The sequence below is a fragment of the Aeromonas sp. FDAARGOS 1416 genome (assembly GCF_019048085.1).
GTDB lineage: Bacteria > Pseudomonadota > Gammaproteobacteria > Enterobacterales > Aeromonadaceae > Aeromonas > Aeromonas veronii.
Map to the genome: position 1 here is coordinate 2840659 of NZ_CP077301.1, position 24386 is coordinate 2865044.

At 60.0% G+C, this 24386-nt stretch carries 26 protein-coding genes; 6 read left to right on the forward strand and 20 right to left on the reverse strand.

Going from position 1 to position 24386, the window contains the following annotated elements:
* Nucleotides 1-37 precede the first annotated feature (37 nt).
* The 9 genes from recO to rpoE all read right to left on the reverse strand — a co-directional run bounded on the left by recO (nt 38) and on the right by rpoE (nt 7917).
* The gene (gene recO / locus I6L46_RS12635; RefSeq protein WP_005335391.1) at nt 38-748 is read right to left on the reverse strand and encodes a DNA repair protein RecO; all 711 of its coding nucleotides are present in this window, start codon (nt 746-748) and stop codon (nt 38-40) included.
* Nucleotides 749-1648 carry a GTPase Era gene (gene era / locus I6L46_RS12640; RefSeq protein ID WP_005335393.1) on the reverse strand — a complete coding sequence of 300 codons (900 nt, stop codon included), beginning with the start codon at nt 1646-1648 and terminating at the stop codon, nt 749-751.
* Nucleotides 1645-2316, reverse strand: coding sequence for a ribonuclease III (gene rnc / locus I6L46_RS12645; RefSeq protein ID WP_005335394.1), 672 nt, complete (start codon nt 2314-2316; stop codon nt 1645-1647). The genes era and rnc overlap by 4 nt, the downstream gene beginning before the upstream one ends.
* On the reverse strand, nt 2317-3240 hold the full coding sequence (lepB, locus tag I6L46_RS12650) for a signal peptidase I (protein WP_005335395.1): 924 nt from the start codon (nt 3238-3240) through the stop codon (nt 2317-2319). It abuts the gene before it with no gap.
* Between the two features lie 3 nt (nt 3241-3243).
* Nucleotides 3244-5037: a translation elongation factor 4 gene (gene lepA / locus I6L46_RS12655; RefSeq protein ID WP_005335396.1), complete on the reverse strand. Its 1794-nt coding sequence runs from the start codon at nt 5035-5037 to the stop codon at nt 3244-3246.
* A gap of 116 nt (nt 5038-5153) precedes the next feature.
* Nucleotides 5154-5615 carry a SoxR reducing system RseC family protein gene (locus I6L46_RS12660; protein WP_216978051.1) on the reverse strand — a complete coding sequence of 154 codons (462 nt, stop codon included), beginning with the start codon at nt 5613-5615 and terminating at the stop codon, nt 5154-5156.
* Nucleotides 5616-5708: 93 nt separating this feature from the next.
* Nucleotides 5709-6689 carry a MucB/RseB C-terminal domain-containing protein gene (locus tag I6L46_RS12665; RefSeq protein ID WP_005335407.1) on the reverse strand — a complete coding sequence of 327 codons (981 nt, stop codon included), beginning with the start codon at nt 6687-6689 and terminating at the stop codon, nt 5709-5711.
* 21 nt (nt 6690-6710) lie between these two features.
* Nucleotides 6711-7313: an RseA family anti-sigma factor gene (locus tag I6L46_RS12670; RefSeq protein WP_111901301.1), complete on the reverse strand. Its 603-nt coding sequence runs from the start codon at nt 7311-7313 to the stop codon at nt 6711-6713.
* Between the two features lie 22 nt (nt 7314-7335).
* Nucleotides 7336-7917 (reverse strand): RNA polymerase sigma factor RpoE, encoded by a 582-nt coding sequence (gene rpoE, locus I6L46_RS12675; protein WP_005335411.1) that lies wholly within the window; start codon nt 7915-7917, stop codon nt 7336-7338.
* 182 nt (nt 7918-8099) lie between these two features.
* Between rpoE and nadB the strand changes: the two genes are divergently transcribed.
* On the forward strand, nt 8100-9707 hold the full coding sequence (gene nadB / locus I6L46_RS12680; RefSeq protein ID WP_005354382.1) for an L-aspartate oxidase: 1608 nt from the start codon (nt 8100-8102) through the stop codon (nt 9705-9707).
* A gap of 154 nt (nt 9708-9861) precedes the next feature.
* On the opposite strand, the gene I6L46_RS12685 is transcribed toward nadB, so the two are convergent.
* Together I6L46_RS12685 and I6L46_RS12690 are read right to left on the reverse strand one after the other, a co-directional pair.
* Nucleotides 9862-10254: a protein YgfX gene (locus tag I6L46_RS12685; RefSeq protein ID WP_111901299.1), complete on the reverse strand. Its 393-nt coding sequence runs from the start codon at nt 10252-10254 to the stop codon at nt 9862-9864.
* Nucleotides 10255-10273: 19 nt separating this feature from the next.
* Nucleotides 10274-10543 (reverse strand): succinate dehydrogenase assembly factor 2, encoded by a 270-nt coding sequence (locus I6L46_RS12690; protein WP_005335417.1) that lies wholly within the window; start codon nt 10541-10543, stop codon nt 10274-10276.
* Nucleotides 10544-10654: 111 nt separating this feature from the next.
* Here I6L46_RS12690 and ygfZ point away from each other — a divergent pair, with 111 nt between their 5' ends.
* A complete protein-coding gene (gene ygfZ / locus I6L46_RS12695; RefSeq protein ID WP_216975767.1) occupies nt 10655-11563 on the forward strand; it encodes a tRNA-modifying protein YgfZ in 909 nt (302 codons plus the stop codon).
* 6 nt (nt 11564-11569) lie between these two features.
* Here the strand turns inward: ygfZ and I6L46_RS12700 are convergent, their stop codons facing one another.
* Nucleotides 11570-12451, reverse strand: coding sequence for a LysR family transcriptional regulator (locus I6L46_RS12700; RefSeq protein ID WP_042080104.1), 882 nt, complete (start codon nt 12449-12451; stop codon nt 11570-11572).
* Between the two features lie 125 nt (nt 12452-12576).
* On the opposite strand from I6L46_RS12700, the gene I6L46_RS12705 reads away from it, so the two are divergent.
* Nucleotides 12577-13023 carry a PACE efflux transporter gene (locus I6L46_RS12705; protein WP_005335423.1) on the forward strand — a complete coding sequence of 149 codons (447 nt, stop codon included), beginning with the start codon at nt 12577-12579 and terminating at the stop codon, nt 13021-13023.
* A gap of 162 nt (nt 13024-13185) precedes the next feature.
* Here I6L46_RS12705 and I6L46_RS12710 read toward each other — a convergent pair whose 3' ends face one another.
* Nucleotides 13186-13542: a hypothetical protein gene (locus I6L46_RS12710; protein ID WP_005362699.1), complete on the reverse strand. Its 357-nt coding sequence runs from the start codon at nt 13540-13542 to the stop codon at nt 13186-13188.
* Between the two features lie 244 nt (nt 13543-13786).
* Here I6L46_RS12710 and cutA point away from each other — a divergent pair, with 244 nt between their 5' ends.
* The 3 genes from cutA to I6L46_RS12725 all read left to right on the forward strand — a co-directional run bounded on the left by cutA (nt 13787) and on the right by I6L46_RS12725 (nt 16436).
* Entirely contained in the window at nt 13787-14104 is a 318-nt protein-coding gene (gene cutA, locus I6L46_RS12715) for a divalent-cation tolerance protein CutA (RefSeq protein ID WP_005335428.1), read from the forward strand.
* Nucleotides 14101-15891: a protein-disulfide reductase DsbD gene (locus tag I6L46_RS12720; RefSeq protein ID WP_216975770.1), complete on the forward strand. Its 1791-nt coding sequence runs from the start codon at nt 14101-14103 to the stop codon at nt 15889-15891. The genes cutA and I6L46_RS12720 overlap by 4 nt, the downstream gene beginning before the upstream one ends.
* A gap of 131 nt (nt 15892-16022) precedes the next feature.
* Nucleotides 16023-16436 carry a hypothetical protein gene (locus tag I6L46_RS12725; RefSeq protein ID WP_058058537.1) on the forward strand — a complete coding sequence of 138 codons (414 nt, stop codon included), beginning with the start codon at nt 16023-16025 and terminating at the stop codon, nt 16434-16436.
* A 54-nt stretch (nt 16437-16490) separates the two neighbouring features.
* Here I6L46_RS12725 and I6L46_RS12730 read toward each other — a convergent pair whose 3' ends face one another.
* The 7 genes from I6L46_RS12730 to hemE form a co-directional block, all read right to left on the reverse strand.
* Nucleotides 16491-17078 (reverse strand): hypothetical protein, encoded by a 588-nt coding sequence (locus I6L46_RS12730; protein WP_216975772.1) that lies wholly within the window; start codon nt 17076-17078, stop codon nt 16491-16493.
* Nucleotides 17079-17317: 239 nt separating this feature from the next.
* Nucleotides 17318-18622 carry an FAD-binding oxidoreductase gene (locus tag I6L46_RS12735; protein WP_216975774.1) on the reverse strand — a complete coding sequence of 435 codons (1305 nt, stop codon included), beginning with the start codon at nt 18620-18622 and terminating at the stop codon, nt 17318-17320.
* A 159-nt stretch (nt 18623-18781) separates the two neighbouring features.
* Nucleotides 18782-19861, reverse strand: coding sequence for a class II fructose-bisphosphate aldolase (fbaA, locus tag I6L46_RS12740; protein ID WP_005340963.1), 1080 nt, complete (start codon nt 19859-19861; stop codon nt 18782-18784).
* Between the two features lie 115 nt (nt 19862-19976).
* Nucleotides 19977-21140, reverse strand: a complete 1164-nt coding sequence (locus I6L46_RS12745; RefSeq protein ID WP_005335436.1) for a phosphoglycerate kinase — start codon at nt 21138-21140, stop codon at nt 19977-19979.
* A gap of 61 nt (nt 21141-21201) precedes the next feature.
* The gene (epd, locus tag I6L46_RS12750) at nt 21202-22212 is read right to left on the reverse strand and encodes an erythrose-4-phosphate dehydrogenase (RefSeq protein ID WP_005335438.1); all 1011 of its coding nucleotides are present in this window, start codon (nt 22210-22212) and stop codon (nt 21202-21204) included.
* A gap of 60 nt (nt 22213-22272) precedes the next feature.
* A complete protein-coding gene (locus tag I6L46_RS12755) occupies nt 22273-23202 on the reverse strand; it encodes an ROK family protein (protein ID WP_201991988.1) in 930 nt (309 codons plus the stop codon).
* Between the two features lie 112 nt (nt 23203-23314).
* The gene (hemE, locus tag I6L46_RS12760; RefSeq protein ID WP_216975776.1) at nt 23315-24382 is read right to left on the reverse strand and encodes a uroporphyrinogen decarboxylase; all 1068 of its coding nucleotides are present in this window, start codon (nt 24380-24382) and stop codon (nt 23315-23317) included.
* Between the last annotated feature and the right edge of the window lie 4 nt (nt 24383-24386).

The following is a 24386-nucleotide window of genomic DNA, read 5'->3' on the forward strand; positions in this document are numbered from 1 at the left end:
TCACCCCGCGCCAATATCCGTATGTCTGTAATCTGTGTCAGCCTTGCATACTGGCTTTGCGTTTTAAAAACAGCTCCCGGCTCTTTAGCTGGCGCTTGCCCAGATAGGGTTGCAACGCCAATCGGCTGAAACGTTTGGCCGCCTGCAGCAAGGGAGGGGTATCGAAACGACCCTCGGCAAAGGCGAGCAGGTGGGCACCGAGAAACAGGGTACGGGGATCCGGCGCCCGCTCGCAAGCAACAAAGCCCAATTCACGCTCGAAGCCATAGAGCAAGGTCGGCTCGATGGGCGACTCGTCGTCCGCCGTGTATTCGAAATCCACCGCATAGCCGAGCGCCTGCAACAGCAGGAACTCGAAGCGACGCAGCGGCAGCTCCGGCGTCTCGCCATCGGCCAGCGCCATGATGGCACGGGCATAGGCATCGAATACTTCGGGGAACGGGGTGTGCGCTTCCAGCAGGTAGTAGACCAGCTCGTTGAGATAGAGGCCGTAGAAGAGGCGATCGCCGCCGAGACGCAGGGAGTGATCCGGGCATTCGACCTGGGTGAGGTTCTTGAGATCCCCCTTGCCGCGCCAGGCGATGGTGAGCAGGGTAAAGGGTTGCAACAACCCCTTGAGAGGGGAGCGTGGCCCGCGAGAACCGCGAGCCACCAGAGTAAATCGGCCACTATCCTGGGTGAAGACCTCGACCAGCTGGCTGGTCTCCCGATAGGGCCGACTGTGGATGACGAAAGCCGGGGTCAGCAATCAGTCGTCGCCATACCCGAGGCTGCGCAGGGCGCGCTCATCATCAGCCCAGCCCGACTTGACCTTGACCCACAGCTCGAGGTGCACCTTGTTCTGGAACAGACGCTCCATATCGAGGCGCGCTTCGGTGCCGATGGTCTTGATCTTCTCGCCCTTATTGCCGATGACCATCTTCTTCTGGCCATCGCGCTCGACCAGGATCAGGCCGTGGATGTGATAGAGGCCGTTCTCTTCCACCTTGAAGCGCTCGATCTCCACGGTCACCGAGTAGGGCAGCTCCTCACCGGTGAAGCGCATCAGCTTCTCGCGGATGATTTCGGAGGCCATAAAACGGGAGGAGCGGTCGGTCACGTAATCTTCCGGGAAGAAGTGGACGTTTTCCGGCAGCAGATCCTTGGCCCACTCGCGGATCTTCTCCACGTTGGTGCCCTTTTCGGCACTGATGGGCAGAATATGGGCGAAGTTCATCTGTTGGCCCAACCACTCGAGGTGGGGCAGCAGATCTTCTTTCTCTTTGACGTTGTCAATCTTGTTGACCGCCAGCACCACCGGACACTTGAGATTGCGCAGCTTGCCCAGCACCATCTCGTCGTCTTTGGTCCAGTGGGTACCATCGACCATGAACACCACCATGGCCACATCACCCAGCGAACTGGTGGCAGCACGGTTCATCAGGCGGTTGATGGCCCGTTTCTCTTCAATGTGCAGACCCGGGGTATCCACATAGATGGTCTGGTAGTTATCCTCGGTGTCGATCCCCAAAATCCGGTGACGGGTGGTCTGGGGCTTCTTCGAGGTGATGCTGACCTTCTGGCCAAGCAGCTTGTTGAGCAGGGTGGACTTGCCCACATTCGGTCGGCCCACGATGGCGACAAAGCCGCAGTAGGTGGTATCTGTCATGACAGTTTTTCCAATGCTTGCTGCGCAGCGGCCTGTTCGGCCTTGCGACGGCTGGTGCCGACCCCGACGAGGGGACCATCCAGACCTTCCACGTCACACTGGACAGTGAACTCCTGGTTGTGGGCCTCGCCCTTGACGTTGGTCACAGTGTAGGTCGGCAGGGATTTGCGGCTTCCCTGCAAAATTTCTTGCAGACGGGTCTTTGGATCTTTCTGCTCGATGCCCGGCTTGATCTCTTCCAGGCGGCTGGCATACCAGCTCAGCAGCAGTGTCCGCACCGTCTCAAGATTGGTATCCAGATAGACGGCACCGATCACCGCCTCGACCGTGTCGGCCAGAATGGATTCGCGGCGAAAACCGCCGCTCTTGAGTTCGCCGGGGCCCAGGATCAGGTGATCACCAAGGTCAAACTCCCGGCCCAGTTCGGCCAGGGTCTTCTCGCGCACCAGGGTGGCGCGCATCCGGCTGAGATCCCCTTCCGCCGCTTGCGGGAAGCGGTGGAAGAGATCGTCGGCAATCACCAGACTCAAAATCGAGTCACCCAGAAATTCCAGTCGTTCATTGTGACGGGAACCGGCGCTGCGGTGAGTCAGCGCACGGGTCAGCAGTTCCAGATCCGCAAAGACATGCCCGAGACGGGACTGCAGTCTGTTCATCTTGATATTCATTTACTTGATTCCGCCAATGCGGTTGAAGCGCACACCTGTCGGTACCCAACTTGGCAGCAGGGAGCCTTCTTCGCGCTCGAATTCAAAACTTATCCAGATAGCGACCGCCTTGCCGACCAGATTCTGCTCGGGCACAAAGCCCCAGAAGCGGCTATCGGTGCTGTTGTCGCGGTTGTCGCCCATCACGAAATACTGGCCTTCCGGTACCACCCACTCGTCGGGGTAGGTGCCGGGCTGGCGATAGTAACGGCCAACCATGTCGGGCATCAGCGGATTGCGCAGGGTCTCGTGGGAGACATCACCCAACTGCTCGGTATAGCGGTCAAGGGGGATCCCCATCTGGGTAAATTCGCCTCTTTGTTCAAACTTGACGTCGAGCTTCTTGAAGCCCGGGCACGTTTTCCCTTCCTGCTCTTCGCACTTGGGCCGGATCATCAGCTCCTTGTTGCGATAGATGACCCGATCACCCGGCATGCCGACCACCCGCTTGATGTAGTCAACGCGCGGTTCAAGGGGATACTTGAACACCACCACGTCGCCACGCTTGGGCTCGCCAGTCTCGAGGAACTTGGTGTTGGTCACCGGGTCCCGCAGACCATAGGCAAATTTTTCCACCAGGATGAAGTCGCCCACCAGCAGGGTGGGCATCATGGAACCTGACGGGATCTGGAACGGTTCAAAAATGAACGAACGCAGGATCAGCACAAAGGTGATGACCGGGAAGACCCCGGCGGTCTGTTCAATCCAGACCGGCACAGGGGCGACCTTGGCCAGAGTCTTCTCATCCAGGTGAGCACCGCCATGGGCACGAGCCACGGCAATCTTGGCGGCGCGCTGCTTGGACCAAATCATCTTGTCCAGACACCAGATAACACCGGTGATCGCACAGACCACCACCAGGATCAGGGAAAACGTGCTTGCCATCTATTAATCCTTTCCGACGTGGAGAATCGCGAGGAAGGCTTCCTGCGGCACGTCGACACGGCCGAGGGACTTCATCCGCTTCTTACCTTCTTTCTGCTTGTTCAGCAGTTTCTTCTTACGACTCACGTCACCACCGTAACACTTGGCGGTTACGTCTTTACGCAGTGCCTTGACGGTGCTGCGAGCGATGATCTGGTTGCCGATGGCCGCCTGAATGGCGATATCGAACATCTGGCGCGGGATCAGCTCACGCATCTTCTCCACCACCTGACGACCGCGATACTGGGCGTTGTCCTTGTGGGTGATGATGGCCAGGGCATCGACGCGCTCACCGTTGATCATGATATCCAGACGGACCATGTCGGAGGTTTCGAAACGCTTGAAGCCATAGTCCAGCGAGGCGTAACCACGACTGGTGGATTTCAGACGGTCGAAGAAGTCGAGCACCACTTCCGCCATCGGGATTTCATAGGTCAGCGCCACCTGCTTGCCGTGGTAGACCATGTTGGTCTGCACGCCACGCTTCTCGATACAGAGGGTGATCACGTTGCCCATGTACTCCTGCGGCAGCAGGATATGACACTCGGCGATCGGCTCGCGCATCTCCTTGATGCTGGTGATGGCGGGCATCTGGGCCGGGCTGTCGATATGGATGGTGGAGCCGTCGGTCAGCTCGATCTCGTACACTACGGTCGGAGCCGTGGTGATCAGATCCAGATCGTATTCACGCTCCAGACGCTCCTGAATGATCTCCATGTGCAGCATGCCGAGGAAGCCGCAACGGAAGCCGAAGCCCAGCGCAGTGGAGCTCTCCGGTTCGAAGAACAGGGAGGCATCGTTCAGGGAGAGCTTGTCGAGGGCGTCACGGAACGACTCGTAGTCATCGCTGGAGATAGGGAACAGACCCGCATAAACCTGCGGCTTCACCTTCTTGAAGCCAGCCAGCGCCTTGTCGGCACCGTTCTTGGCCTGAGTCAGGGTATCGCCCACCGGCGCGCCGTGGATGTCCTTGATACCGCAGACAACCCAACCTACCTCGCCGCAACCCAGACCCTGGGTATCCACCTGCTTGGGTGTGAAGATACCGATACGATCGACACCCCACACCTGACCGGTGCTCATCACCTTGATCTTGTCGTTCTTCTTCAGGGAACCGTTCTTGATCCGCACCAAAGAGACAACGCCCAGATAGGAGTCGAACCAGGAGTCGATGATCAGCGCCTGCAGCGGGGCATCCGGGTCACCTTCCGGTGCCGGGATCTTGGCGACGATCTCTTCCAGCACCAGATCAACACCCAGGCCGGTCTTGGCGGAGCAGCGCACCGCATCGACCGCGTCGATACCGACGATGTCTTCGATCTCCTCGGCAACCCGCTCCGGCTCTGCGGCCGGCAGGTCAATCTTGTTCAGCACCGGCACCACTTCCAGATCCATTTCCATGGCGGTGTAGCAGTTGGCCAGAGTCTGTGCCTCAACCCCCTGGCCGGCATCCACCACCAGCAGCGCCCCTTCACAGGCCGCCAAAGAGCGGGAGACCTCGTAGGAGAAATCCACGTGGCCCGGGGTGTCGATAAAGTTCAGCTGGTAGGTGTTACCGTCTTGTGCCTGGTAGTTCAGGGTCACACTCTGTGCTTTGATGGTAATGCCGCGCTCGCGCTCCAGATCCATGGAGTCAAGCACCTGAGCCTGCATCTCGCGGTCGGACAAGCCACCGCAAGTCTGGATCAGACGGTCCGACAGGGTCGATTTACCGTGGTCGATGTGCGCAATAATCGAAAAGTTACGAATGTGTTTCATCGAGCAAGAGTCACTCAAAATTAGTTAAGGTCAGTTATGGAGGCGCGATTTTACTGGATAACCCGGCTGACGGCCATTCTTTAGTCGCCAGCGCCAGTGAAATAGCGCCTGTTCAGTCAGGGGAGGATGCGGACAGGGACGACAGCGCCGAGCATCTGCGGGCCGTAGCGCCCCTGATCCAGGCGGTTGGAAAAGTAACGAACCAGTAAAAAGCCCAGCACGCCCCCCAGCAGGCAGCAGAGAATGGTGATCCCCTCCCCGCCCGAGAGCAGCGGCGCCAGCCAGAGCTGCCCCAGCAAGGCGCCGGCCAACAGACAGAAAAGCGGCAACACATAGACCAGCGCCGCCCCGCGCAGCAGACTCTCCTGCGGGATACCGAGCCTCACTTGCTGGCCAACCCGCACCTCGGCGGTCAGCCTGACCCGCAAGCGGGGAGCTTTCAGGGGAAACGCCTTGGCCACGGTGCCGGTACCGCAGTTGGATTGCTGCTGACAACCACTGCAGGCGGAGCGACGCTCGTACTCCACCCAGGCATGGTCACCCTCAATGGCCACCACGGTCGCCAGCTCTTCACTCATCTCATTCACGGCAACACCTCGGGTTCACACAATCAGGGGATCTGACCACGACTCGCCACGCTCGGCAAGCGGGGAAGAACCCCGCATCCCCCGTTACTGCACCGCTTCGTTGCGGGCCAGCGGCTGGACCGACTCGGCGATGCGCTTGGCGGTTTCGGCAGGCACCTCGCCGACCACGGTGATCTCGACCCCCACCTCGTTGACATAGCTCACCAGCGAAGTCGCCCCCTGGCGGATCAGCTGCTGGCGCACCGCCTGCTTGGGATCGACCCGGGAGACATAGACCGAGAGATCCACCAGCCCATCGGAGAGCATCATGTAATCCACCGGCATACTGGTGGTCACCAGCTGGTGCCGGTCTTGCGACAGCACCTTGAAGCCATCGGGCAGCCAGGTGATCTGCCAGTTCAACTGCTGTTGTGGCGCTGGATAGGCATCCTCCAGCGCCAGCGCCGGAGGCTGCTTGCTGTTGGCCAGCTTCACCAGCCAGGGGGCCGGTTTGCTCTGCAGATCCAGCTCGACACCGAGCACCTGCTCCACCAGATTGCCTTCCCGCTCGACCATGTCGATCCGCAGCAGCAAGTGGCTCTGCTCGTCAATCCAGAGCACGAAACCATATTTATCGGCCTCTTTAGGCACCAGCCTCACCACCTGTGCCACCACACCGGCGACCCGGCTGCGACCGGCCAGCACTGGATCATAGCTCTCCAGCACCTGCGCCAGCGGCATCTTCACCAGGGTCGACCAGATGCCGGGGAAGCGGGCATCCTTCAGGGTGTAGGGATCGTGGCTGTTTTCAAAGAAGGTGTATTCGTTCTGGCGCTGGAGATACTCGATCGCCTTGCCGTCGAGGTAACTGAGGTGGGCAACTTCCTTGCCGTTGATGACGGCATGGCTGATCCGGATCGGTTCAAGACGCCCCTGACGGGCCTTGACCATGGACAACTCGAAATTCTGTTGCTGCACGGCACTCTGCATCTGCTGCAACAAGGCCTCGGCCGACTTATCGTCGGCCGAGGCCTTGGCACTGATCAGCAGGAGAGAGGCCAGCAAAATACGGCTGGACTGGCGCACGTTTGTATCCCTGACAATTCGTTATTGTTGGATCTGTCTGTCTTGCAACAGGCGCTGCTGCAACTGGTGGTCACGCAAGAAGGCGTTAATCCGCTCCCGCTGCTCCTGCATCTGCTGTTCGGTCAGCCCTTGCTGACGGGCACGGGCGCCATCCTGTTGCGGATAGTGAACACTCACCGGCGCCGCACTGCCACCGATTGGAATGGTATTGAGCACCGGATTGGCCGGAACGCCATCCTGCCCCTGATACTGCTGCACCCCGAAGATAACGGCAGCGGCCACGGATGCCGCAATGGCATATTGACCCAGTTGCTGACCAACACGGCGGAACAACGGAACCACATTGGAATCAGTCTTGACCGGAGCAACGGCAGGTTGCAGCACGGGAGCCGTCTCGACCGGCTTGGGTGCCAGTATGGTGGGCTCATCCTCCAGCGCAGCCATAATGCTGTCACTGAGATCCAGTTGCAGATTGACCGGCAGGTCACCCCGCATGGCATCGCCGATCAGGTGGTAACGACCCCAGGTATCTTGCAAGTCGGAGTCCATCTCCAGCTCGTTCAGTACCTCTGCGTCAATCAGGTCACCATCCATCAGGGCAGAGATTTGCTCTTTATTTGCCATAAGTTAACCCGTCTTTCCCCAGTTAATTCTCGATCAGAGGTTGCAGCTTTTTATCGATTGCTTCCCTCGCCCGGAAGATACGGGATCTGACCGTACCCACAGGGCAATCCATGATTTCGGCAATCTCTTCGTAGCTCAGCCCTTCCAGTTCGCGAAGGGTGATAGCTGTCCTCAGGTCTTCCGGCAATGCCTCTATGGCTGAAAACACGGTGCGTTTGATCTCGTCAGTCAGCGCCAGGTTTTCGGGGGTTGAGACCTCTTGCAAGGCTTCACCACCACCATAAGACTCCGCTTCGTCAGCCTCCACATCACTGCTGGGCGGCCTGCGCCCCTGGGAGGTGAGATAATTCTTCGCCGTGTTCACGGCAATTCGGTACAACCAGGTGTAAAAAGCACTTTCGCCACGGAATGTCGGCAATGCACGGTAGGCTTTTATAAAGGCCTCTTGCGCCACATCGGGCACATCACCGGGATTGTTGACATACCTGGCAACCAGGTTGACCACCTTATGCTGGTATTTTTTTACCAACAGGTTGAAAGCTGCTTTATCGCCGCGCTGGACCCGTTCAACCAGCTGTTCGTCCAGTAGATTCTGGTCGCTCATCAGAGCCGTAAAACCCCCATCAGGTTATCGTTTTTCTTTTCCGGCCCTTCCTAAGCGCACAAGTTCAGACAGGGAGAATCAGAGAAAGTTCGCTTCAATTGAAAAAAATGTGATGCAGGCTGCATCCTCGCCCTCGCTTGGGCTACCATGGTGCCAGTTCTTAATCCAGGCCAATGATACTTATGAAAGCAAGTGTTGAATACCTTTGCGATGTACTGATCATTGGCAGCGGTGCCGCTGGTTTGTCCCTCGCGTTGCGATTGGCAGACCACGCCAAAGTCCTGGTTCTGAGCAAGGGGCCCATCAGTGAAGGGGCCACTTTCTATGCGCAAGGAGGCATCGCTGCCGTTTTCGACGAAACCGACAGCATCGAATCGCACGTGAGCGACACGCTCAACGCGGGCGCCGGGTTGTGTGACCCGGCAGTGGTCGAGTTCACCGCTCGCCACGCCCGCGAGTCCATCCAGTGGCTCATTCAGCAAGGGGTCCCCTTCGATCAGGAGGAGAATGCCGACGGTGAATCCCAGTACCACCTCACCCGGGAAGGGGGTCACAGCCATCGCCGCATCTTCCACGCGGCGGATGCCACCGGCAAGGCGGTGCAGCTCACCCTGATCGATCAGGTGCGCGCTCACCCCAATATCCAGCTGATGGAGCGCTTCAACGCGGTCGACCTCATCACCACCCGCAAGCTCAACCTGCCAGGCAACAAGGTGCTGGGCGCCTACGTCTGGAACCGCAACGCCGAGCAGGTCGAGGTGATCCGCGCCCGTTTCGTGGCACTGGCCACCGGTGGTGCCTCCAAGGTCTACCAGTACACCTCCAACCCGGATGTGAGCTCTGGCGATGGCATCGCCATGGCATGGCGGGCCGGTTGCCGGGTGGCGAACCTGGAGTTCAACCAGTTCCACCCCACCAGCCTGTTCCACCCGGACGACCCCAACTTCCTGCTGACCGAAGCGCTGCGTGGCGAGGGGGCCTATCTGCGCCGCCCGGACGGCAGCCGCTTTATGCCGGAGTTTGACGAGCGGGCCGAGCTGGCACCGCGGGATATCGTCGCCCGCGCCATCGACCACGAGATGAAGCGGCTCGGGGCGGATTGCATGTATCTGGACATCAGCCACAAACCGGCCGATTTCATCATCAAGCACTTCCCGACCATTTATGAGCGCTGCCTCGCGGTTGGCATCGACATCACCAAGGAGCCGATGCCCATCGTGCCGGCCGCCCACTACACCTGTGGCGGCGTGATGATCGACAACAACGGCCAGACCGATATTCCCGGCCTATACGCCATCGGTGAAGTGACCTACACCGGTCTGCACGGCGCCAACCGCATGGCCTCCAACTCCCTGCTGGAGTGCGTGGTCTATGCCCATCAGGCGGGGGCCGACATTCTGGCCAAGCTGCCGATGAGCGTGGAGCCGCCACGCCTGCCGGTATGGGACGAGAGCAAGGTGGAAGATTCCGACGAACTGGTGGTGATCCAGCACAACTGGCACGAGCTGCGGCTGATGATGTGGGACTACGTGGGGATAGTGCGTACCAACAAACGCCTGGCCCGCGCCAAGCGCCGCATCGACCTGCTCAAGCAGGAGGTGCAGGAGTACTACGCCAACTTCCGCGTCTCCAACAACCTGCTGGAGCTGCGCAACCTGCTGCAGGTGGCCGAACTTATCGTCAACTGCGCCCTGCAGCGCAAGGAGTCGCGCGGCCTGCACTACAACCTGGATTATCCGGATATGTTGCCGGACTCCAAACCGACCGTGCTGACCCCGGAGCGGGATTAACCCCCTTCCCGCCAAGCATTGCAGCTATCAGTGACCCCGCCCCGGCGGGGTCACTTGTTTTCAACCGCTTTTCAACCACAAAAAGAGTGCCGCCAGCCACATGGCAGCAGCTTATCGCGATAAATCAGCGCATGGTCATCACGGAAAGCAGGCATCAGCGCCGGGACGGCAGAAAGTGGATGGCTCGCGCCAGCAGGCGGTAATGTTCGGGGGGAAGGGCGTCGGAGAAGAGCCACAATTGCCGTGGCGACACAGCTCCACTCTCTTGCGGATCAGGACAAAGCGCTAGCCTGAGCACACCGGGCAGAATGCGGCTTTTCTTGTCGAACTGATAGCGGCGACCTTGCCACTGCAGCCACTGGCCATCCCAGACGAGCTCGAACGGGGGCGCGGCGAGCGCACGCCAGCTCAGCCAGAGCGCCACCAGCCAGACGGGCAGCAACAGCGCCCACTGCCAACCGGCAATCAGGCCAGCCACCGGCCAGAGCAGGAACAGAAAGAGGGCCACCAGCAAATATTGCTGATGGCGGGAGGGGTGAACCGTCATGATCACCCGCTCCACGGTATTACCCCTGGCGGTCGTGGCGCGCCTGATTGCGCTCCAGGATCATCGGGATCATGGCGGCAAATGCGGGATCGGCAGGGACACCATGACCCATGCACCATTTGAACAGATCCGGATCGTCGCTCGCCAGCAGGCGGATAAAGGTCTGCTGATCGGCTTCGCTCAGGGAGTCGAACTCGTGTTCGAAAAAGGGCATAAAGATCACATCCAGCTCGAGCATACCGCGACGGCAGGCCCACTTCAGGCGGGATTTTTCAACTGGGCTCAACATGGCACTCTCCTTACAAAGACCGGGGGATGGTACCAGCTGGATTTTCCGGCTGACAAACATTAGTTACGTCTTTACCATGCAGCTCACATACTTTCTCTCTGGAATACCATCGTGAGCCTGCAACCACCTGTTTTTCCTGCCGAGCCGACCCGCTTCTCCCTGACCAAGCTGGCCATCACCCGTATCAGCGGCCAGGATCGCGCCAAATATCTGCAAGGTCAGGTCACCTGTGATGTCAACGCCCTGCAACCGGGGCAACAGACCCCGGGCGGCCACTGTGATCCCAAAGGCAAGCTGTGGAGCAATTTCCGCCTGCTCTGCCTCGACGACAGTCTGCTGCTGCTGACCAGCCCCTCTGTACTGGAGCGTCAGTTGCCGGAGCTGAAGAAATTTGCCGTCTTCTCCAAGGTCGAGATCGCCGCAGACGAGCGTCACGCCACCGGGATCGCCGGTACAGGCAGCGATGGCTGGATCACCGAGCAGTTTGGCCTTCTGCAGAGCGGTCTTATCGACGGCGGCATGGCGGTGAAGATCGAACAGGATCGCTGGCTGCTGGTAAGCAATCAGCAAGCCGACGCCCTGCCGCAAGGTGACGAGTCACTCTGGTGGGGGCTCGAGATCAAGGCGGGTCTGCCGCACATGGAGGCGGTGCATCAGGAGGAGTTCATCCCGCAGATGCTCAACCTGCAGGCGCTGGACGGTATCAGCTTCAACAAGGGTTGCTACATGGGGCAGGAGACGGTGGCCCGCGCCAAGTATCGCGGCGCCAACAATCGCGCCCTGTTCTTGCTGGCGGGCACCACCGGCGAGCCGGTCGCCAGCGGCGATACCCTGGAGCTGCAACTGGGTGACAATTGGCGCCGCAGCGGCATGGTGCTCAACGCCTGGCAACAGGCCGGGCAGGTGTGGCTCACCGCCGTATTGCCGAAAGATACCGAGGCTGACGCCCAATTCCGCCTCAAGCAGGACGAAGGCTCCCGCCTCACCCTGCAACCCCTGCCTTACGCCCTGACCGAGTAAGGTCGGCTAGCGAGGCACCCGCGCCAGCAGTGCCTCCTTCAGCCAGCGCCCCGCCTGCCCCAGCGGGCGGGCGCGATGCCACTGTAACTCCAGCGCCAGCGCGTGGCTGGCGATAAAGTCGGGCTCCAGCACCACCACCTCGCCCCGCTTCAGCGGTTGATGCAGCAGAAATTCCGGAATGGCGGACCAGCCAAGACCCCGCTTGACCAGCTCCAGCACCCCGAGATCCCCCTCGACCCACCACACCTGAGCCGAGATGCGAAAACGCTGACGCTCGCTCCCTTCCCGTCGGCCGGTGACCATCAGCTGGCGTGCCCCCTGCAGATCGACCTCCCGCAGCGGCTGCTTGCGGGCCAGCGGATGATCCGGTGACACCACCAGCGGCATGGTTACCTCCCCCAGCGAACGGGCAACGATCTCCCGCTGGGGATGCACCTTCTGATAGCTGATGCCGAGCTGGGCCCGGCCGGTCACCAGCATCTCGGTCACATCTTCCATCAGCGGGAAGAGCAGCTCCAGCTCCACGGTCGGGTAACGAGTGGCGAACTCCTCCAGCAGGGTGCCGAGCCAGGGGAGGTGGGAGTCATCATCGATGGCCAGAGTGAGCCGCGTCTCCACCCCGGCCGCCAGCTCCCCGGCAATGGATTGCAATCGTTCACTCTGCGCCAGCAGGATCCCCGCCTCCTGCACCATGCGGGCCCCCGCCTCCGTCAGCTGCGGATAGCGGCCGCTGCGGTCAAACAGGGTGAGCGCCAGATCGATCTCCAGATTGGCGATGGCGCTGCTCACCACCGACTGCGCCTTGCCCAGCTTGCGGGCGGCAGCGGAAAACGAGCCGGTTTCGGCGGCCGCCAGCAAGATCCTCAGTTGTTCCAGTGATGGCGTCATCTTATGGCCCTCCGGCAAGACCTCTCATCCATCTATTTTAGCGATGGATACCAACATGAATCTATCGCCAAAGTTCTATAGATTAACCTGCAATTCGTGAATGAACCTGATTGAGAGAGTGACTTATGCGTACCCGTAACGATCGCCTGCGCCATGCCATTGGCTTTGAATTTATTGGCCTGCTGATTGCCGCCCCGCTGGCCAGTTGGGTTACCGGGGTCGGGCTCAACCATATGGGCCCGCTGGCACTGTTCTTCTCGGTGCTGGCCACCGTCTGGAACTACATCTACAACATCGGGGTCGACAAGCTGCTGCTCAAATATCAGGGCCATACCCACAAAACCCTGTGGCAACGGGTGCTGCATACCTTCGGCTTTGAGGGCGGTCTGCTGATCGTCGCGCTGCCGGTCATGTCCTGGTGGCTGAGCGTCAGCATGCTGGAGGCGCTGGTGCTGGATCTGGGCTTCGTCGTCTTCTATCTGATCTATGCCTTCGTCTACAACTGGGGCTATGACAAGGTGTTCCCCATCCCCCGCGAAGTGCCGCACGGCATGCCCCAAGAGGCGCGCTAAGGCACGAATCAGTTGGATTGAAACCGAGACGTGAAGGTCAACAAGGAAAGACTACAGAAGAAACGACACGGCCCCATCATGGCAGACATGATGGGGCCGCAAAAGGCGTCAGCGCTGGCAGGCCGGCTGATTCAGAGGTAAGGATTCAGGCCTGCCCGTCGCTCAAGCCTGGGCCTTGAGCTCTTCGCCGCTCTCGTCGGCCGCGGCAGCCTCTTCAGGCTGGGCTTGGGCAGCCTGCAGCGCTTCCAGCTCGCTCTGATAATCGCTCAGGATCTGCTGGGCAACAGCCATATCTCCCTTGTGTTTACGCTCGAACAGATGGTGCTGCACCACGCCGTTGAGATACTCCACCGTGATGGGCTGCTCCAGGGTGGCCATCAGCTCCTCTTTCTCCAGCTCGGCATTGATTTCATCGGCGGTCGTGCGCAGCAGCCCGGCCAATTGAACCAACATGCGGCGCTCACCTTCGCGCAGCAGGCTCAACATGCGGTTTCTCTGCTGCTCATTCTGTTGGGTCATACATTTCCTTACGTCAATTGGGAACAAGCCCGCTCATTCTGCCCTGTCCCCATGACAGCGTCTATCTCATGCCTCCCACAAATTTTTGGCGCTGGCTCACAAATGGCTACAGATGCTATTTGAAGTGGCTCTGGGGTATAGTAGCCGCTGATTTTCAGGCGCTTTTTTCACCCTCATCCGCAAACAGGGATGAGACGGCAAGGGCGCCTGCCCGGTTTACCCCAACGAGGTGAAGATCCGCTTTATGACCGACGCCATTGTGGTGCTCTGCACCTGCCCAGATCAAACCAGTGCCGACCTTCTCTGCGAACAGCTGCTGAACCAGCGACTGGCCGCCTGCATCAATCAACTGCCGGGCATTACCTCCGTCTATCGTTGGCAAGGCAAGGTGGAGCGCGCCACCGAGATCCAGCTCATCATCAAATCCCGCCAGCCACTCTTTGCCGAGCTGCAGGCATGTATTCAAGCCAATCACCCCTATGAGGTGCCCGAGCTGCTGGCCCTGCCGGTAAGTGCCGGACTACCTGCCTATCTCGACTGGCTCAATGGGGAGACCTCATGACGCTCACCCGCTTGCTCTCTCCCCTGTTGCTGCTCTGTGCTCTGTTGACGACAGCGGTAGGCTGCGCCCCAGCCCACGCCAGCGGCGCCGATCTGCTCAGCTCGCTGGGCATTGAGGCCAACGCCAAACCCAAATTTTTGCAGGTCGATGAGGCATTTCAGATCGAGAGCGAACAGCGTGGCGATCAGCTGCTGCTGACCCTCCACATCGCCGATGACTACTACCTCTATCGCCACAGCCTGCGCTTCAAGGGGAACAACCTCACCTTCAGCGAGCCAGCTCTGCCGGAAGGCACCGAGCACGAGGATGATTTCTTCGGCAAGACCCGGGTCTACTACCAGCAGGTGAGCATCACGGTACCGCTAAAGGAGGTGGGGGAAAATGCCACCCTGCGGGTGCGCTATCAGGGCTGTACCGACGGCCTCTGCTACCCGCCGACCGACAAACTGATCGACGTAGCCCCGCTGGTCACGGCAACCACAGCGTCCACTGCTGATACGGCACAAAGCGTCGCACCGGTTAGCCAGCAAGATCAGCTGGCCGCCGCCCTCGGTAATCAGGGTTTTTGGCTCAGCATCGTCGCCTTCTTCGCGCTGGGGCTGGGGCTCGCCTTCACCCCCTGCGTCTTCCCCATGTATCCCATTCTGACCGGCATCATCGCCGGTGCCGGCCATCGCCTCTCTACCGGTCGCGCCTTCCTGCTCTCTCTGGTCTATGTGCAGGGGATGGCGGTCACCTACACCCTGCTGGGGCTGGTAGTCGCCTCGGCAGGGCTGAAATTCCAGGCGGCGCTGCAACACCCCTATGTGCTGATCGGCCTCTCGGTGATGTTCGTGCTGCTGGCCCTCTCCATGTTCGGCCTCTACACCCTGCAACTGCCGAGCAGTTTGCAAACCCGTCTCTCCGGCCTCTCCAACCGCCAGCAGGGGGGCTCTGTGGTCGGGGTCGCCATCATGGGGATGATCTCCGGGCTGGTCTGCTCCCCCTGCACCACGGCGCCGCTCTCGGGGGCATTGATCTACGTGGCCCAGAGCGGCGATCTCTGGCTCGGCGGGGCGGCGCTCTATGCCCTCTCGCTCGGGATGGGGCTACCGCTGCTGCTGCTCGGCACCTCGGGTGGCAAGCTACTGCCCAAGGCGGGCGCCTGGATGGATGTGATCAAGCAGCTGTTTGGTTTTGCCCTGCTGGCGGTGCCGATCCTGCTGCTGTCACGACTCTGGAGCGATCAAGTTACTACCCTCGCCTGGCTCGGCTGGGGGCTGCTGCTGTGCGGCTATCTCTATCACCACAACCAGCACCAGCCCCACTCGGTGGCCAGAAGCGTGCGCGGCTTCGTGCTGTTGCTGGCGATGATCAGCGCCGTGGTAGTGGGCAAGGATCTGCTGCAACCGCCCCCCCCTGCTGCCATCACGGCGGATGCCGGTCAAACGGCACCGCAGTTTATCCGCATCAAGACCCTGGCTGATCTCAAGGTGCAGCTGGCCGCCGCCCGCGGCAAGCCGGTGCTGCTCGACCTCTACGCCGACTGGTGCGTCGCCTGCAAGGAGTTCGAGCACAAGACCTTCAGTGATCCCGCAGTGCGGGAGCGCTTCGGCCAGATGGTGCTGCTGCAGGCGGATGTTACCGCCAACGACGATGCCGATATCGAGCTGCTCAACGGCCTCAATGTGCTGGGGCTGCCGACCCTGATCTTCTTCGACCGCGAGGGCAAGGAGCTGACAGGGCAGCGGGTCACCGGTTTTATGGGGCCGGTGGAGTTTCTGGGCAGGCTTGATCAGCTACGCTGACCAACGGCACCCCTGTCGACAGACAGGGGCAGCCTTATACGTTACGCACTGATTTTTCTGGCAATCCCTTGTATATGACCGGCAGCATGGCAGAATTTGCCCTTCGATTGTCTCGCCCGTCCGGAGTTTTGATGAAAAAGTGGTTCATCCCCCTGCTAGCCCTCTGGCTTTATGGCTGCAGTGCAGGGCCCGGTGAAGAGGATATCCGGAGCCAAGTTACCGCTAAGTTGCTGGCCGAGACAGACGCCAACCTGTTCGATATCAGCGACTTCACCATCCTCGGCAAGGAGGAGCGGATGGAGGGGGTCTATCTGGTCAAGGTGAGTTACCAGCTCCACTTCAAGCAGGGACTCGATCAGTTGCAGGTGTTGCACGACGAGGATCTGGTCTACGACCGGGTTGGCCCCTTCCAGCAGGAGATGGGGCTGATGGAGCTCGAGCGCAAATATGGCGAGTTCGAGGCGGGCCAGGTGCTGCCACAAGAGGCCGAGGTGTGGATGATGAAGGACGAACAGGGGTGGCGACTGGCTGAACCGGCCCAATAAAGGGCTGCCCGCCCCTTACGCACTGCAACTACTGGACTGCTGTTGCCAACCAGCTCAAACCTGGGTATCGACCCGATACCCTTTTCGCTCGGCAGGTTCGCTCGGCAACTTGCTGGCCAACCCTGACAGCACCTCCTTGAGGGTGACCCCGCTCTCTACCGCACCACTGCTCTCCAGCAGCTTGGTCAGCTGGCTCTGCAAGGGGTTGACCGCTTCACGCTCGGCTCCTTGCTCGCTCTCTTTTCCCTGTCCACCCTGTTGATCCAGCGTCTCCAGCAGGCGCTCCAGATCCCGCTTGAGCGGGTTCTCGCTGCTGTCATCGATGGCGAGTTTGCGCTGTTCCTGCTCTTGCCGCTGTTGTTGCTGCAATGCCAGCTGTTGCTCCTGCTGCTGTTGCAGGGAGCCCATCATGGTGTTGATGAACGCTTCCAGCGAATCTCTGATTGAGATGCTGCTCCCGCTGCTATCCTCCCCTTTCGGCGACAACCCGAGCTCATCCAGCACGGCGCCAAGATCGCGCACCAGGCTGTCACTGCCCGTTGATGGCGACGATGCGGCCCTCTCCGATGCCTGCACGGCGGGAGAACCCTGTCGTTGCGCCAGCGGGCTGAGCCCGCCTGACGCGACTACATTTATCTCCATCTTGGCCCTCCTCTCCCCGCCCTCTGGCCATTTTCGGCAAATATTCCGGCAAGCAGACACACCCTCGTCCCCTTGGCAGATAACCGCTCTCACACCTAAAAGATAGCGCCAACCGGACGAGATTGGCGCGAATGCATCTTTTGGTCTATCAGGCGGAACGATTGTGCTAACCCGCTATAAACAAGAGGTTGGCAAGGGGACTGGCGTTCAGCCATCACTGCGCAGGCTGACAATGGGGGTCAGAAGATATCCTTCATCCGGTGCCACAACATACCCAGTGCCAACAGCGGGGAGCGCAGCGCCGGGCCGCCGGGGAAGGTGATATGGGGCACGCTGGCAAAGAGATCGAAACCCCGGCTTTCGCCGCGGATCGCCTCGGCTACCAGCTTGCCCGCCATGTGGGTGGCATTGAGGCCGTGCCCCGAGTAGGCCTGGGCGTAGAGCACATTGGGATGCTCCTTGAGACGGCCAATCTGCGGCAGCCGGTTGGCGCCGATCCCGATCATCCCGCCCCACTGGAACTCGATGGCGGTGCCAGCCAACTCGGGGAAGACACGCAGCATCTTGGGCAACATGAAGGCCTTGATGTCGCGGGGATCCCTTCCCGAGTAGTTGCAGGCCCCGCCAAACAGCAGGCGACCGTCGGCGGAGAGGCGGTAGTAGTCGAGCGCCACATTTTGATCGCACACCGCCATGTTTTGCGGCAGCAAGCGCTGGCGCAAGCGGCGATCCAGTACCTCGGTGGCGAGAATGTAGGAACCGGCCGGCAGCACCCGCCCTCCCAGCTCCGGATTGAGGTCGTTGAGATAGGCGTTGCAGCCGATCACCAGATAATCGGCGGTGACCCGGCCATGAGCCGTGGTCACTTCAACCTGCTTGCCGTAATCGATATGGGTCACTCTGGAATGTTCAAACAGGGAAACCCCAAGGCTGGCTGCGGCTCGCGCCTCGCCGAGCGCCAGATTGAGGGGATGAAGATGGCCGGAGCCCATGTCGATAAGGCCGCCGATATAGCGATCCGACCCCACCACGCTATGGATATCTTCCCGCGGCACCAGTTTGAGTTCGTGCTCATAGCCCAGGCTCGCCAGATGGTCGAAATCCTCTTCGAAACCGGCCAGATGACGCTGACGGGTGGCCAGATCGCAGTAGCCCCAGGTGAGATCGCACTCGATATTGAAACGCTCGACCCGCTCGCGCACCAGCTGCACCGCCTCCAGCCCCATCAGATCCAGCTCGCGGACCCCATCCTCACCAATCCAGCGGGCGAACTGGCTGGTATCGTGGCCGATACCGCGAATAAGCTGACCGCCGTTGCGCCCCGACGCCCCCCAGCCGATGCGGTTGGCCTCCAGCAAGGCTACCTTGTACCCGGCATCCGCCAGATTGATGGCGGTATTGAGGCCGGTAAAGCCGCCGCCGATGATGCAGACGTCAGCCTTGTGCTCCCCCTCCAGCTCGGGCCACTGTTGCGAGTCGTTGCGGGTGGCCGCGTAGTAGGAGGCGACGTGCTCCTGATATCCGTTGTGCTTTCCTGCCTGCATACTCAGCATCCTGCCTTGGTTGCAAATTGTTTAATAAAATAAGCAAAGTTGTTTCGATAATACCCAGTTCCTCCTCCACTCACCAACCGGTGCGGATCACAGAAATGCAAAAGGCGCCCCGAAGGGCGCCTTTTCATGCAATCAAGGTGCTGTAACGAATTACAGTACGTCGATGGCGTTCAGGTCGGAGAATGCTTTCTCCAGACGAGCGATCATGGAAGTCTGACCTTCACGCAGCCATACGCGCGGATCGTAGTACTTCTTGTTCGGCTTGTCGGCGCCTTCCGGGTTGCCCAGCTGGCCTTGCAGGTAAGCTTCGTTCTTCTTGTAGAAGTTCAGCAGACCTTCCCAGGTTGCCCACTGGGTGTCGGTGTCGATGTTCATCTTCACTACGCCGTAGGAGATGGACTCGCGGATCTCTTCCAGAGTGGAACCTGAACCACCGTGGAATACGAAGTCCAGAGATTTGGCTGGAACGCCAAACTTCTCGGAAACGTACTTCTGGGAAGCGTCCAGGATGGACGGGGTCAGCTTGACGTTACCCGGCTTGTATACACCGTGTACGTTGCCGAAGGAGGCTGCGATGGTGAAACGCGGGCTGATCTTGGACAGACGCTCGTAAGCGTAAGCAACATCTTCCGGCTGGGTGTACAGAGCGGACTGATCCATGTGGCTGTTGTCGACGCCGTCTTCTTCGCCACCGGTGCAACCCAGTTCCAGCTCCAGAGTCATGTTCATCTTGGCCATGCGGGTCAGGTACTCGCAGCAGATGTCGATGTTCTCTTCCAGAGACTCTTCGGACAGATCCAGCATGTGGGAGGAGAACAGCGGCTTGCCGGTTTCAGCAAAGTGCTTCTCGCCCGCTTCCAGCAGACCGTCGATCCACGGCAGCAGCTTCTTGGCAGCGTGGTCGGTGTGCAGGATTACCGGCACGCCGTAAGCTTCGGCAACAGCGTGAACGTGCTTGGCACCAGAGATGGCACCCAGGATGGCAGCTTTCTGACCTTCCAGCTTCAGACCCTTACCGGCGGTGAACACGGCACCACCGTTGGAGAACTGAACGATAACCGGCGCTTTAACCTTGGCGGCAGCTTCCAGTACGGCGTTCACGGAGTCGGTACCAACGCAGTTTACGGCCGGCAGAGCAAAGCCGTTCTCTTTAGCGATGGCGAACACTTTCTGAACGTCATCACCAGTGATCACGCCGGGTTTTACGAAGTCGAAAATTTTCTTAGACATGTTTAATCGTCCTGTCTCGTATGCCGTTAATAAAAAATGGGGGGTTCATCATGAACCGGCACAGCGGGCACATGATAAACGAAACGGGAGGCTTTTGCCCCCCGTTCCGGGTCAATTAGGCTTTAGCGCGCTGTTCCAGAATCGCAACAGCCGGCAGTACCTTGCCTTCTACGAACTCCAGGAAGGCGCCGCCGCCAGTGGAGATGTAGGAGACTTTGTCAGCGATGCCGAACTTGTCGATGGCAGCCAGGGTGTCACCACCGCCAGCGATGGAGAAGGCCGGAGAAGCAGCGATGGCTTCAGCGATAACCTTGGTGCCTTCAGCGAACTGGTCGAACTCGAACACACCAACCGGGCCGTTCCACAGGATGGTCTTGGCGTTCATGATGATGTCAGCCAGGGCCTTGGCAGAATCCGGGCCGATGTCGAAGATCATGTCGCCGTCGGTCACGTCAGAGACGGACTTGATGGTGGCCGGAGTGGACTCGGAGAACTCGGCACCTACAACCACGTCGGTGGTCACAGGAATATTGGTCTCGGCAGCCAGTTTCTTGGCGGTATCGATCAGGTCGTGCTCGCACAGGGACTTGCCGACGTTGTGACCGGCAGCAGCGATGAAGGTGTTGGCGATGCCACCACCGACAACCAGCTGGTCAGCGATTTTGGAGAGGGATTCCAGAACGGTCAGCTTGGTGGAGACCTTGGAGCCGCCAACGATGGCAACCATCGGGCGCTCGGGCTTCAGCATGGCTTTGCCCAGCGCTTCCAGTTCACCCGCCAGCAGCGGACCAGCACAGGCGACCGGAGCGAACTGTGCAACACCGTAGGTGGAACCTTCGGCGCGGTGAGCAGTACCGAACGCATCCATTACAAAGACGTCACACAGGGCGGCGTATTTTTTGGCCAGCTCTTCGGTGTTCTTCTTCTCGCCTTTGTTGAAGCGGCAGTTTTCCAGCACAACCAGCTCACCGGCAGCGACTTCTACGCCATCCAGGTAATCCTTGGCCAGGCGAACCGGGCAGGACAGAGCGTCTTTCAGATAGTTGACAACCGGAGCCAGGGAGAATTCTTCGTTGTATTCACCCTCGGTCGGACGACCCAGGTGGGAGGTGATCATCAGCTTGGCGCCCTTTTCCAGAGCCAGCTTGATGGTCGGCAGAGTCGCAACGATACGTGCATCGGAGGTGACCTTGCCGTCTTTTACCGGTACGTTCAGGTCAGCACGGATCAGAACGCGTTTACCCGCCAGATCCAGGTCAGTCATCTTGATAACAGACATATTCAGTCCTCTATATTTTCCAGGTAATGTTAAAAACAGTAACCTTTCGCCCGGGGCAGGCTCAGCCTGCGGCCATCATGGCCCGGGTGGTATCCAGCATCCGGTTTGCGAAGCCCCATTCGTTATCGCACCACATCAACATCTTGACGAGGTTGGCATCGCTCACCCGGGTCTGGGTACCATCAATGATGCAGGAGTGTGCATCATGATTGAAGTCTACGGAGACCAGAGGTTCTTCCGTGTAATCCAGAATACCGTGTAATGTACCTCTGGATGCCCGTTGCAGGGCTTGATTTACGTCAGTAACTGTCACTTTTTTACGAACAGTAATACTGAGATCCATCGCTGTTACATTGATGGTCGGCACCCGCACCGCGATCGCTTCAAACTTGCCGGCGAAGTGGGGCAGGATACGCTCCAGCCCCTTTGCCAGCTTGGTGTCCACCGGAATGATGGACTGACTGGCAGCGCGGGTTCGGCGCAAGTCACTGTGGTAGGCATCGATGACTTGCTGATCATGCATGGCCGAATGAATTGTCGTAATAGTACCACAATTTATCTCGAATTCTCGATGCAATGTTTCAATCACCGGCACCACGCAGTTGGTGGTACAGGAGGCGTTGGAGACGATCCGCTCCGCTCCGGTGAGGGTATGATGGTTGACCCCGTAAACCACGGTGGCATCCACATCCGCATCCGCCGGGTGGGAGAAGAGCACCTTACCCGCCCCCGCCGCCAGATGCAGCTCGGCATCGGCCCGCGAGCCGAATACCCCGGTGCAATCGAGCACCACGTCCACCCCCAGCGCCCGCCACGGCAGCTTTGACGGATCCCGCTCGGCAAACAGAGAGATGAGGTCCTCCCCCACCAGCATGCTGTTGCCCGCCAGTTGCACCGGATGGTGGAAGCGACCGTGACTGGTATCGTAACGGGTCAGGTGCACCATGGCCTCGGGGGCCGCCAACTCGTTGATGGCGACGATCTTGATGGTCTTGTCGCGCCCGCTTTCATAGAGGGCTCGCAACACGTTGCGACCGATCCGCCCGTAACCATTGATGGCAATCTTGATCATCGAGAATCCGTTTCCTTGAACCAGCAACAGGGCGGCACACCGGCCGCCCGGGAGTCCCGGCTACGACAGCAGGGCCTCCTTGAATTCACCGCGGGCCAGCAGTGCGGCCCCGAATACCCCGGCACTGTCACCCAGGGCAGGAGCAATAATGGGGGCTCTGAAGCGGGGATTAAAGAGGAAGGGCAAAATTGTCTGTCGCCCGGCACTGTAAAGGCTCTGCACATTGCCCACTCCGCCGCCGATGACGATCACATCCGGGTCGAGAATGTTGACCACGTTGGCCAGCGCCTGACCAAACAGCAGATGCAGCCGGTCGATGGTGAGCTTGGCCACATGATCGTGAGCCGTGGCGGCCGCGATTTGGGCGAGCGAGAGGCGGCGCTTGGCCTTGGCCTCGTACCAGGCCTCCAGCGCCGGGCCGCTGATCAGGGTCTCGACGCAGCCACGCTTGCCGCAGTAACACTCGGGACCGTCGGGGGAGAGCACATTGTGGCCCCACTCACCGGCGATGCCGTGGTGGCCATTGAGGATCTGGCCGTTGATGACGATGCCGGAGCCGACTCCAGTGCCCATGATGATGCCGAACACCACTTTCGCATCGGGATGGTGCTGGCGCACTGCACCGAGATGGGTTTCTGCCAGCGCAAAGCAGTTGGCATCGTTGGCGATCAGCACCGGCACACCCAGCTTGCGCTCCAGATCCTCCTTGAACGGCTTGCCGTTGAGCTCGGTGGTGTTGCAGTTCTTCATCAGGCCGGTCTGTGGATCCCGCGCGCCGGGGGTGCCCATGCCGATGACGGCCGGGCGCTGGCCAATCTTCTCGGCGCACTCAGCTACCAGCTTGGCGATCTGGCCGATCATATGCTCATAACCGCCAGCCCGTTCGGTGGGGATGCGATGGCGCAGCAGCACCTCGTCGCCATCCAGCACCACGCATTCACACTTGGTACCGCCAAGATCGATACCCCAATCCAGTGACTTGCTGCTCATCTTGCCTCCTGCTCGGCCGCCACGCGTTCGTCATCGCGGCGCCATTTTTTAATGTAAAACGGGGCCTGACGGCCCCGGATTTCAAACAAACTCTTCTTCTCTCGCCCCGGCCTTAGCGACCGTGGTACTGGGCGGAGAGCTCGTGTACCGCGTTGACGAACACGCCAGCGTGTTCCGGGTTAACATCCTGATGGATGCCGTGGCCGAGGTTGAATACGTGACCATTGCCGTGACCGAAACCGGCCAGAATGGAGGCGACCTCTTCACGGATGCGAGCCGGAGTGGCGTAGAGCATGGAGGGATCCATGTTGCCCTGCAGCGCTACCTTGTCACCTACCCGGCGCTTGGCATCGGCGATGTCGGTGGTCCAGTCCAGACCCAGCGCATCGCAACCGGTGGCGGCGATCTGCTCCAGCCACTGACCGCCGTTCTTGGTGAACAGGGTGACCGGCACGCGGCGACCGTCATACTCGCGAATCAAACCATCAACAATCTTGTGCATGTACTGCAGGGAGAAATCGCGGTAGTCGCGCGGGGTGAGCACGCCGCCCCAGGTGTCGAACACCATGACCGCCTGCGCACCCGCCTTGATCTGGGCGTTGAGGTAAGCAATCACGCTGTCGGCCAACTTGTCGAGCAGCAGGTGCAGGGTTTGCGGCTCTGCGTACATCATCTGCTTGATCTTGGTAAATGCCTTGGAGCTGCCCCCCTCCACCATGTAGGTAGCCAGGGTCCAGGGGCTGCCGGAGAAGCCGATGAGCGGCACTTCGCCCTTCAGCTCGCGGCGGATGGTGCGCACCGCATTCATCACGTAGCCCAGCTCATCTTCCGGATCCGGGATCGGCAGCGCCTGCACATCGGCCATGGAGGTGATCGGACGCTCGAAGCGCGGGCCTTCACCCTGCTCGAAGTAGAGACCGAGCCCCATGGCATCGGGCACGGTGAGGATGTCGGAGAAGAGGATGGCGGCATCGAGCGGGTAGCGGCGCAGCGGCTGCAGGGTGACTTCACAGGCCAGCTCGGCGTTGCGGCACAGGGACATAAAATCCCCCGCCTGGGCGCGAGTCGCCTTGTATTCCGGCAGATAACGGCCAGCCTGGCGCATCATCCATACCGGGGTCATATCCACGTCCTGACGCATCAGGGCGCGCAGGTATCGATCGTTCTTCAGCTCTTTCATCCCA

Excerpts from the sequence above, each read along its gene's own strand:
- era (WP_005335393.1), bottom strand. The coding sequence starts at position 1,648 with ATGACAGATACCACCTACTGCGGCTTTGTCGCCATCGTGGGCCGACCG.
- rnc (WP_005335394.1), bottom strand. The coding sequence starts at position 2,316 with ATGAATATCAAGATGAACAGACTGCAGTCCCGTCTCGGGCATGTCTTT.
- lepB (WP_005335395.1), bottom strand. The coding sequence starts at position 3,240 with ATGGCAAGCACGTTTTCCCTGATCCTGGTGGTGGTCTGTGCGATCACC.
- lepA (WP_005335396.1), bottom strand. The coding sequence starts at position 5,037 with ATGAAACACATTCGTAACTTTTCGATTATTGCGCACATCGACCACGGT.
- I6L46_RS12660 (WP_216978051.1), bottom strand. The coding sequence starts at position 5,615 with ATGAGTGAAGAGCTGGCGACCGTGGTGGCCATTGAGGGTGACCATGCC.
- I6L46_RS12670 (WP_111901301.1), bottom strand. The coding sequence starts at position 7,313 with ATGGCAAATAAAGAGCAAATCTCTGCCCTGATGGATGGTGACCTGATT.
- rpoE (WP_005335411.1), bottom strand. The coding sequence starts at position 7,917 with ATGAGCGACCAGAATCTACTGGACGAACAGCTGGTTGAACGGGTCCAG.
- nadB (WP_005354382.1), top strand. The coding sequence starts at position 8,100 with ATGAAAGCAAGTGTTGAATACCTTTGCGATGTACTGATCATTGGCAGC.
- I6L46_RS12685 (WP_111901299.1), bottom strand. The coding sequence starts at position 10,254 with ATGACGGTTCACCCCTCCCGCCATCAGCAATATTTGCTGGTGGCCCTC.
- I6L46_RS12690 (WP_005335417.1), bottom strand. The coding sequence starts at position 10,543 with ATGTTGAGCCCAGTTGAAAAATCCCGCCTGAAGTGGGCCTGCCGTCGC.
- I6L46_RS12700 (WP_042080104.1), bottom strand. The coding sequence starts at position 12,451 with ATGACGCCATCACTGGAACAACTGAGGATCTTGCTGGCGGCCGCCGAA.
- I6L46_RS12705 (WP_005335423.1), top strand. The coding sequence starts at position 12,577 with ATGCGTACCCGTAACGATCGCCTGCGCCATGCCATTGGCTTTGAATTT.
- I6L46_RS12710 (WP_005362699.1), bottom strand. The coding sequence starts at position 13,542 with ATGACCCAACAGAATGAGCAGCAGAGAAACCGCATGTTGAGCCTGCTG.
- cutA (WP_005335428.1), top strand. The coding sequence starts at position 13,787 with ATGACCGACGCCATTGTGGTGCTCTGCACCTGCCCAGATCAAACCAGT.
- I6L46_RS12720 (WP_216975770.1), top strand. The coding sequence starts at position 14,101 with ATGACGCTCACCCGCTTGCTCTCTCCCCTGTTGCTGCTCTGTGCTCTG.
- I6L46_RS12725 (WP_058058537.1), top strand. The coding sequence starts at position 16,023 with ATGAAAAAGTGGTTCATCCCCCTGCTAGCCCTCTGGCTTTATGGCTGC.
- I6L46_RS12730 (WP_216975772.1), bottom strand. The coding sequence starts at position 17,078 with ATGGAGATAAATGTAGTCGCGTCAGGCGGGCTCAGCCCGCTGGCGCAA.
- I6L46_RS12735 (WP_216975774.1), bottom strand. The coding sequence starts at position 18,622 with ATGCAGGCAGGAAAGCACAACGGATATCAGGAGCACGTCGCCTCCTAC.
- fbaA (WP_005340963.1), bottom strand. The coding sequence starts at position 19,861 with ATGTCTAAGAAAATTTTCGACTTCGTAAAACCCGGCGTGATCACTGGT.
- I6L46_RS12745 (WP_005335436.1), bottom strand. The coding sequence starts at position 21,140 with ATGTCTGTTATCAAGATGACTGACCTGGATCTGGCGGGTAAACGCGTT.
- epd (WP_005335438.1), bottom strand. The coding sequence starts at position 22,212 with ATGATCAAGATTGCCATCAATGGTTACGGGCGGATCGGTCGCAACGTG.
- I6L46_RS12755 (WP_201991988.1), bottom strand. The coding sequence starts at position 23,202 with ATGAGCAGCAAGTCACTGGATTGGGGTATCGATCTTGGCGGTACCAAG.
- hemE (WP_216975776.1), bottom strand. The coding sequence starts at position 24,382 with ATGAAAGAGCTGAAGAACGATCGATACCTGCGCGCCCTGATGCGTCAG.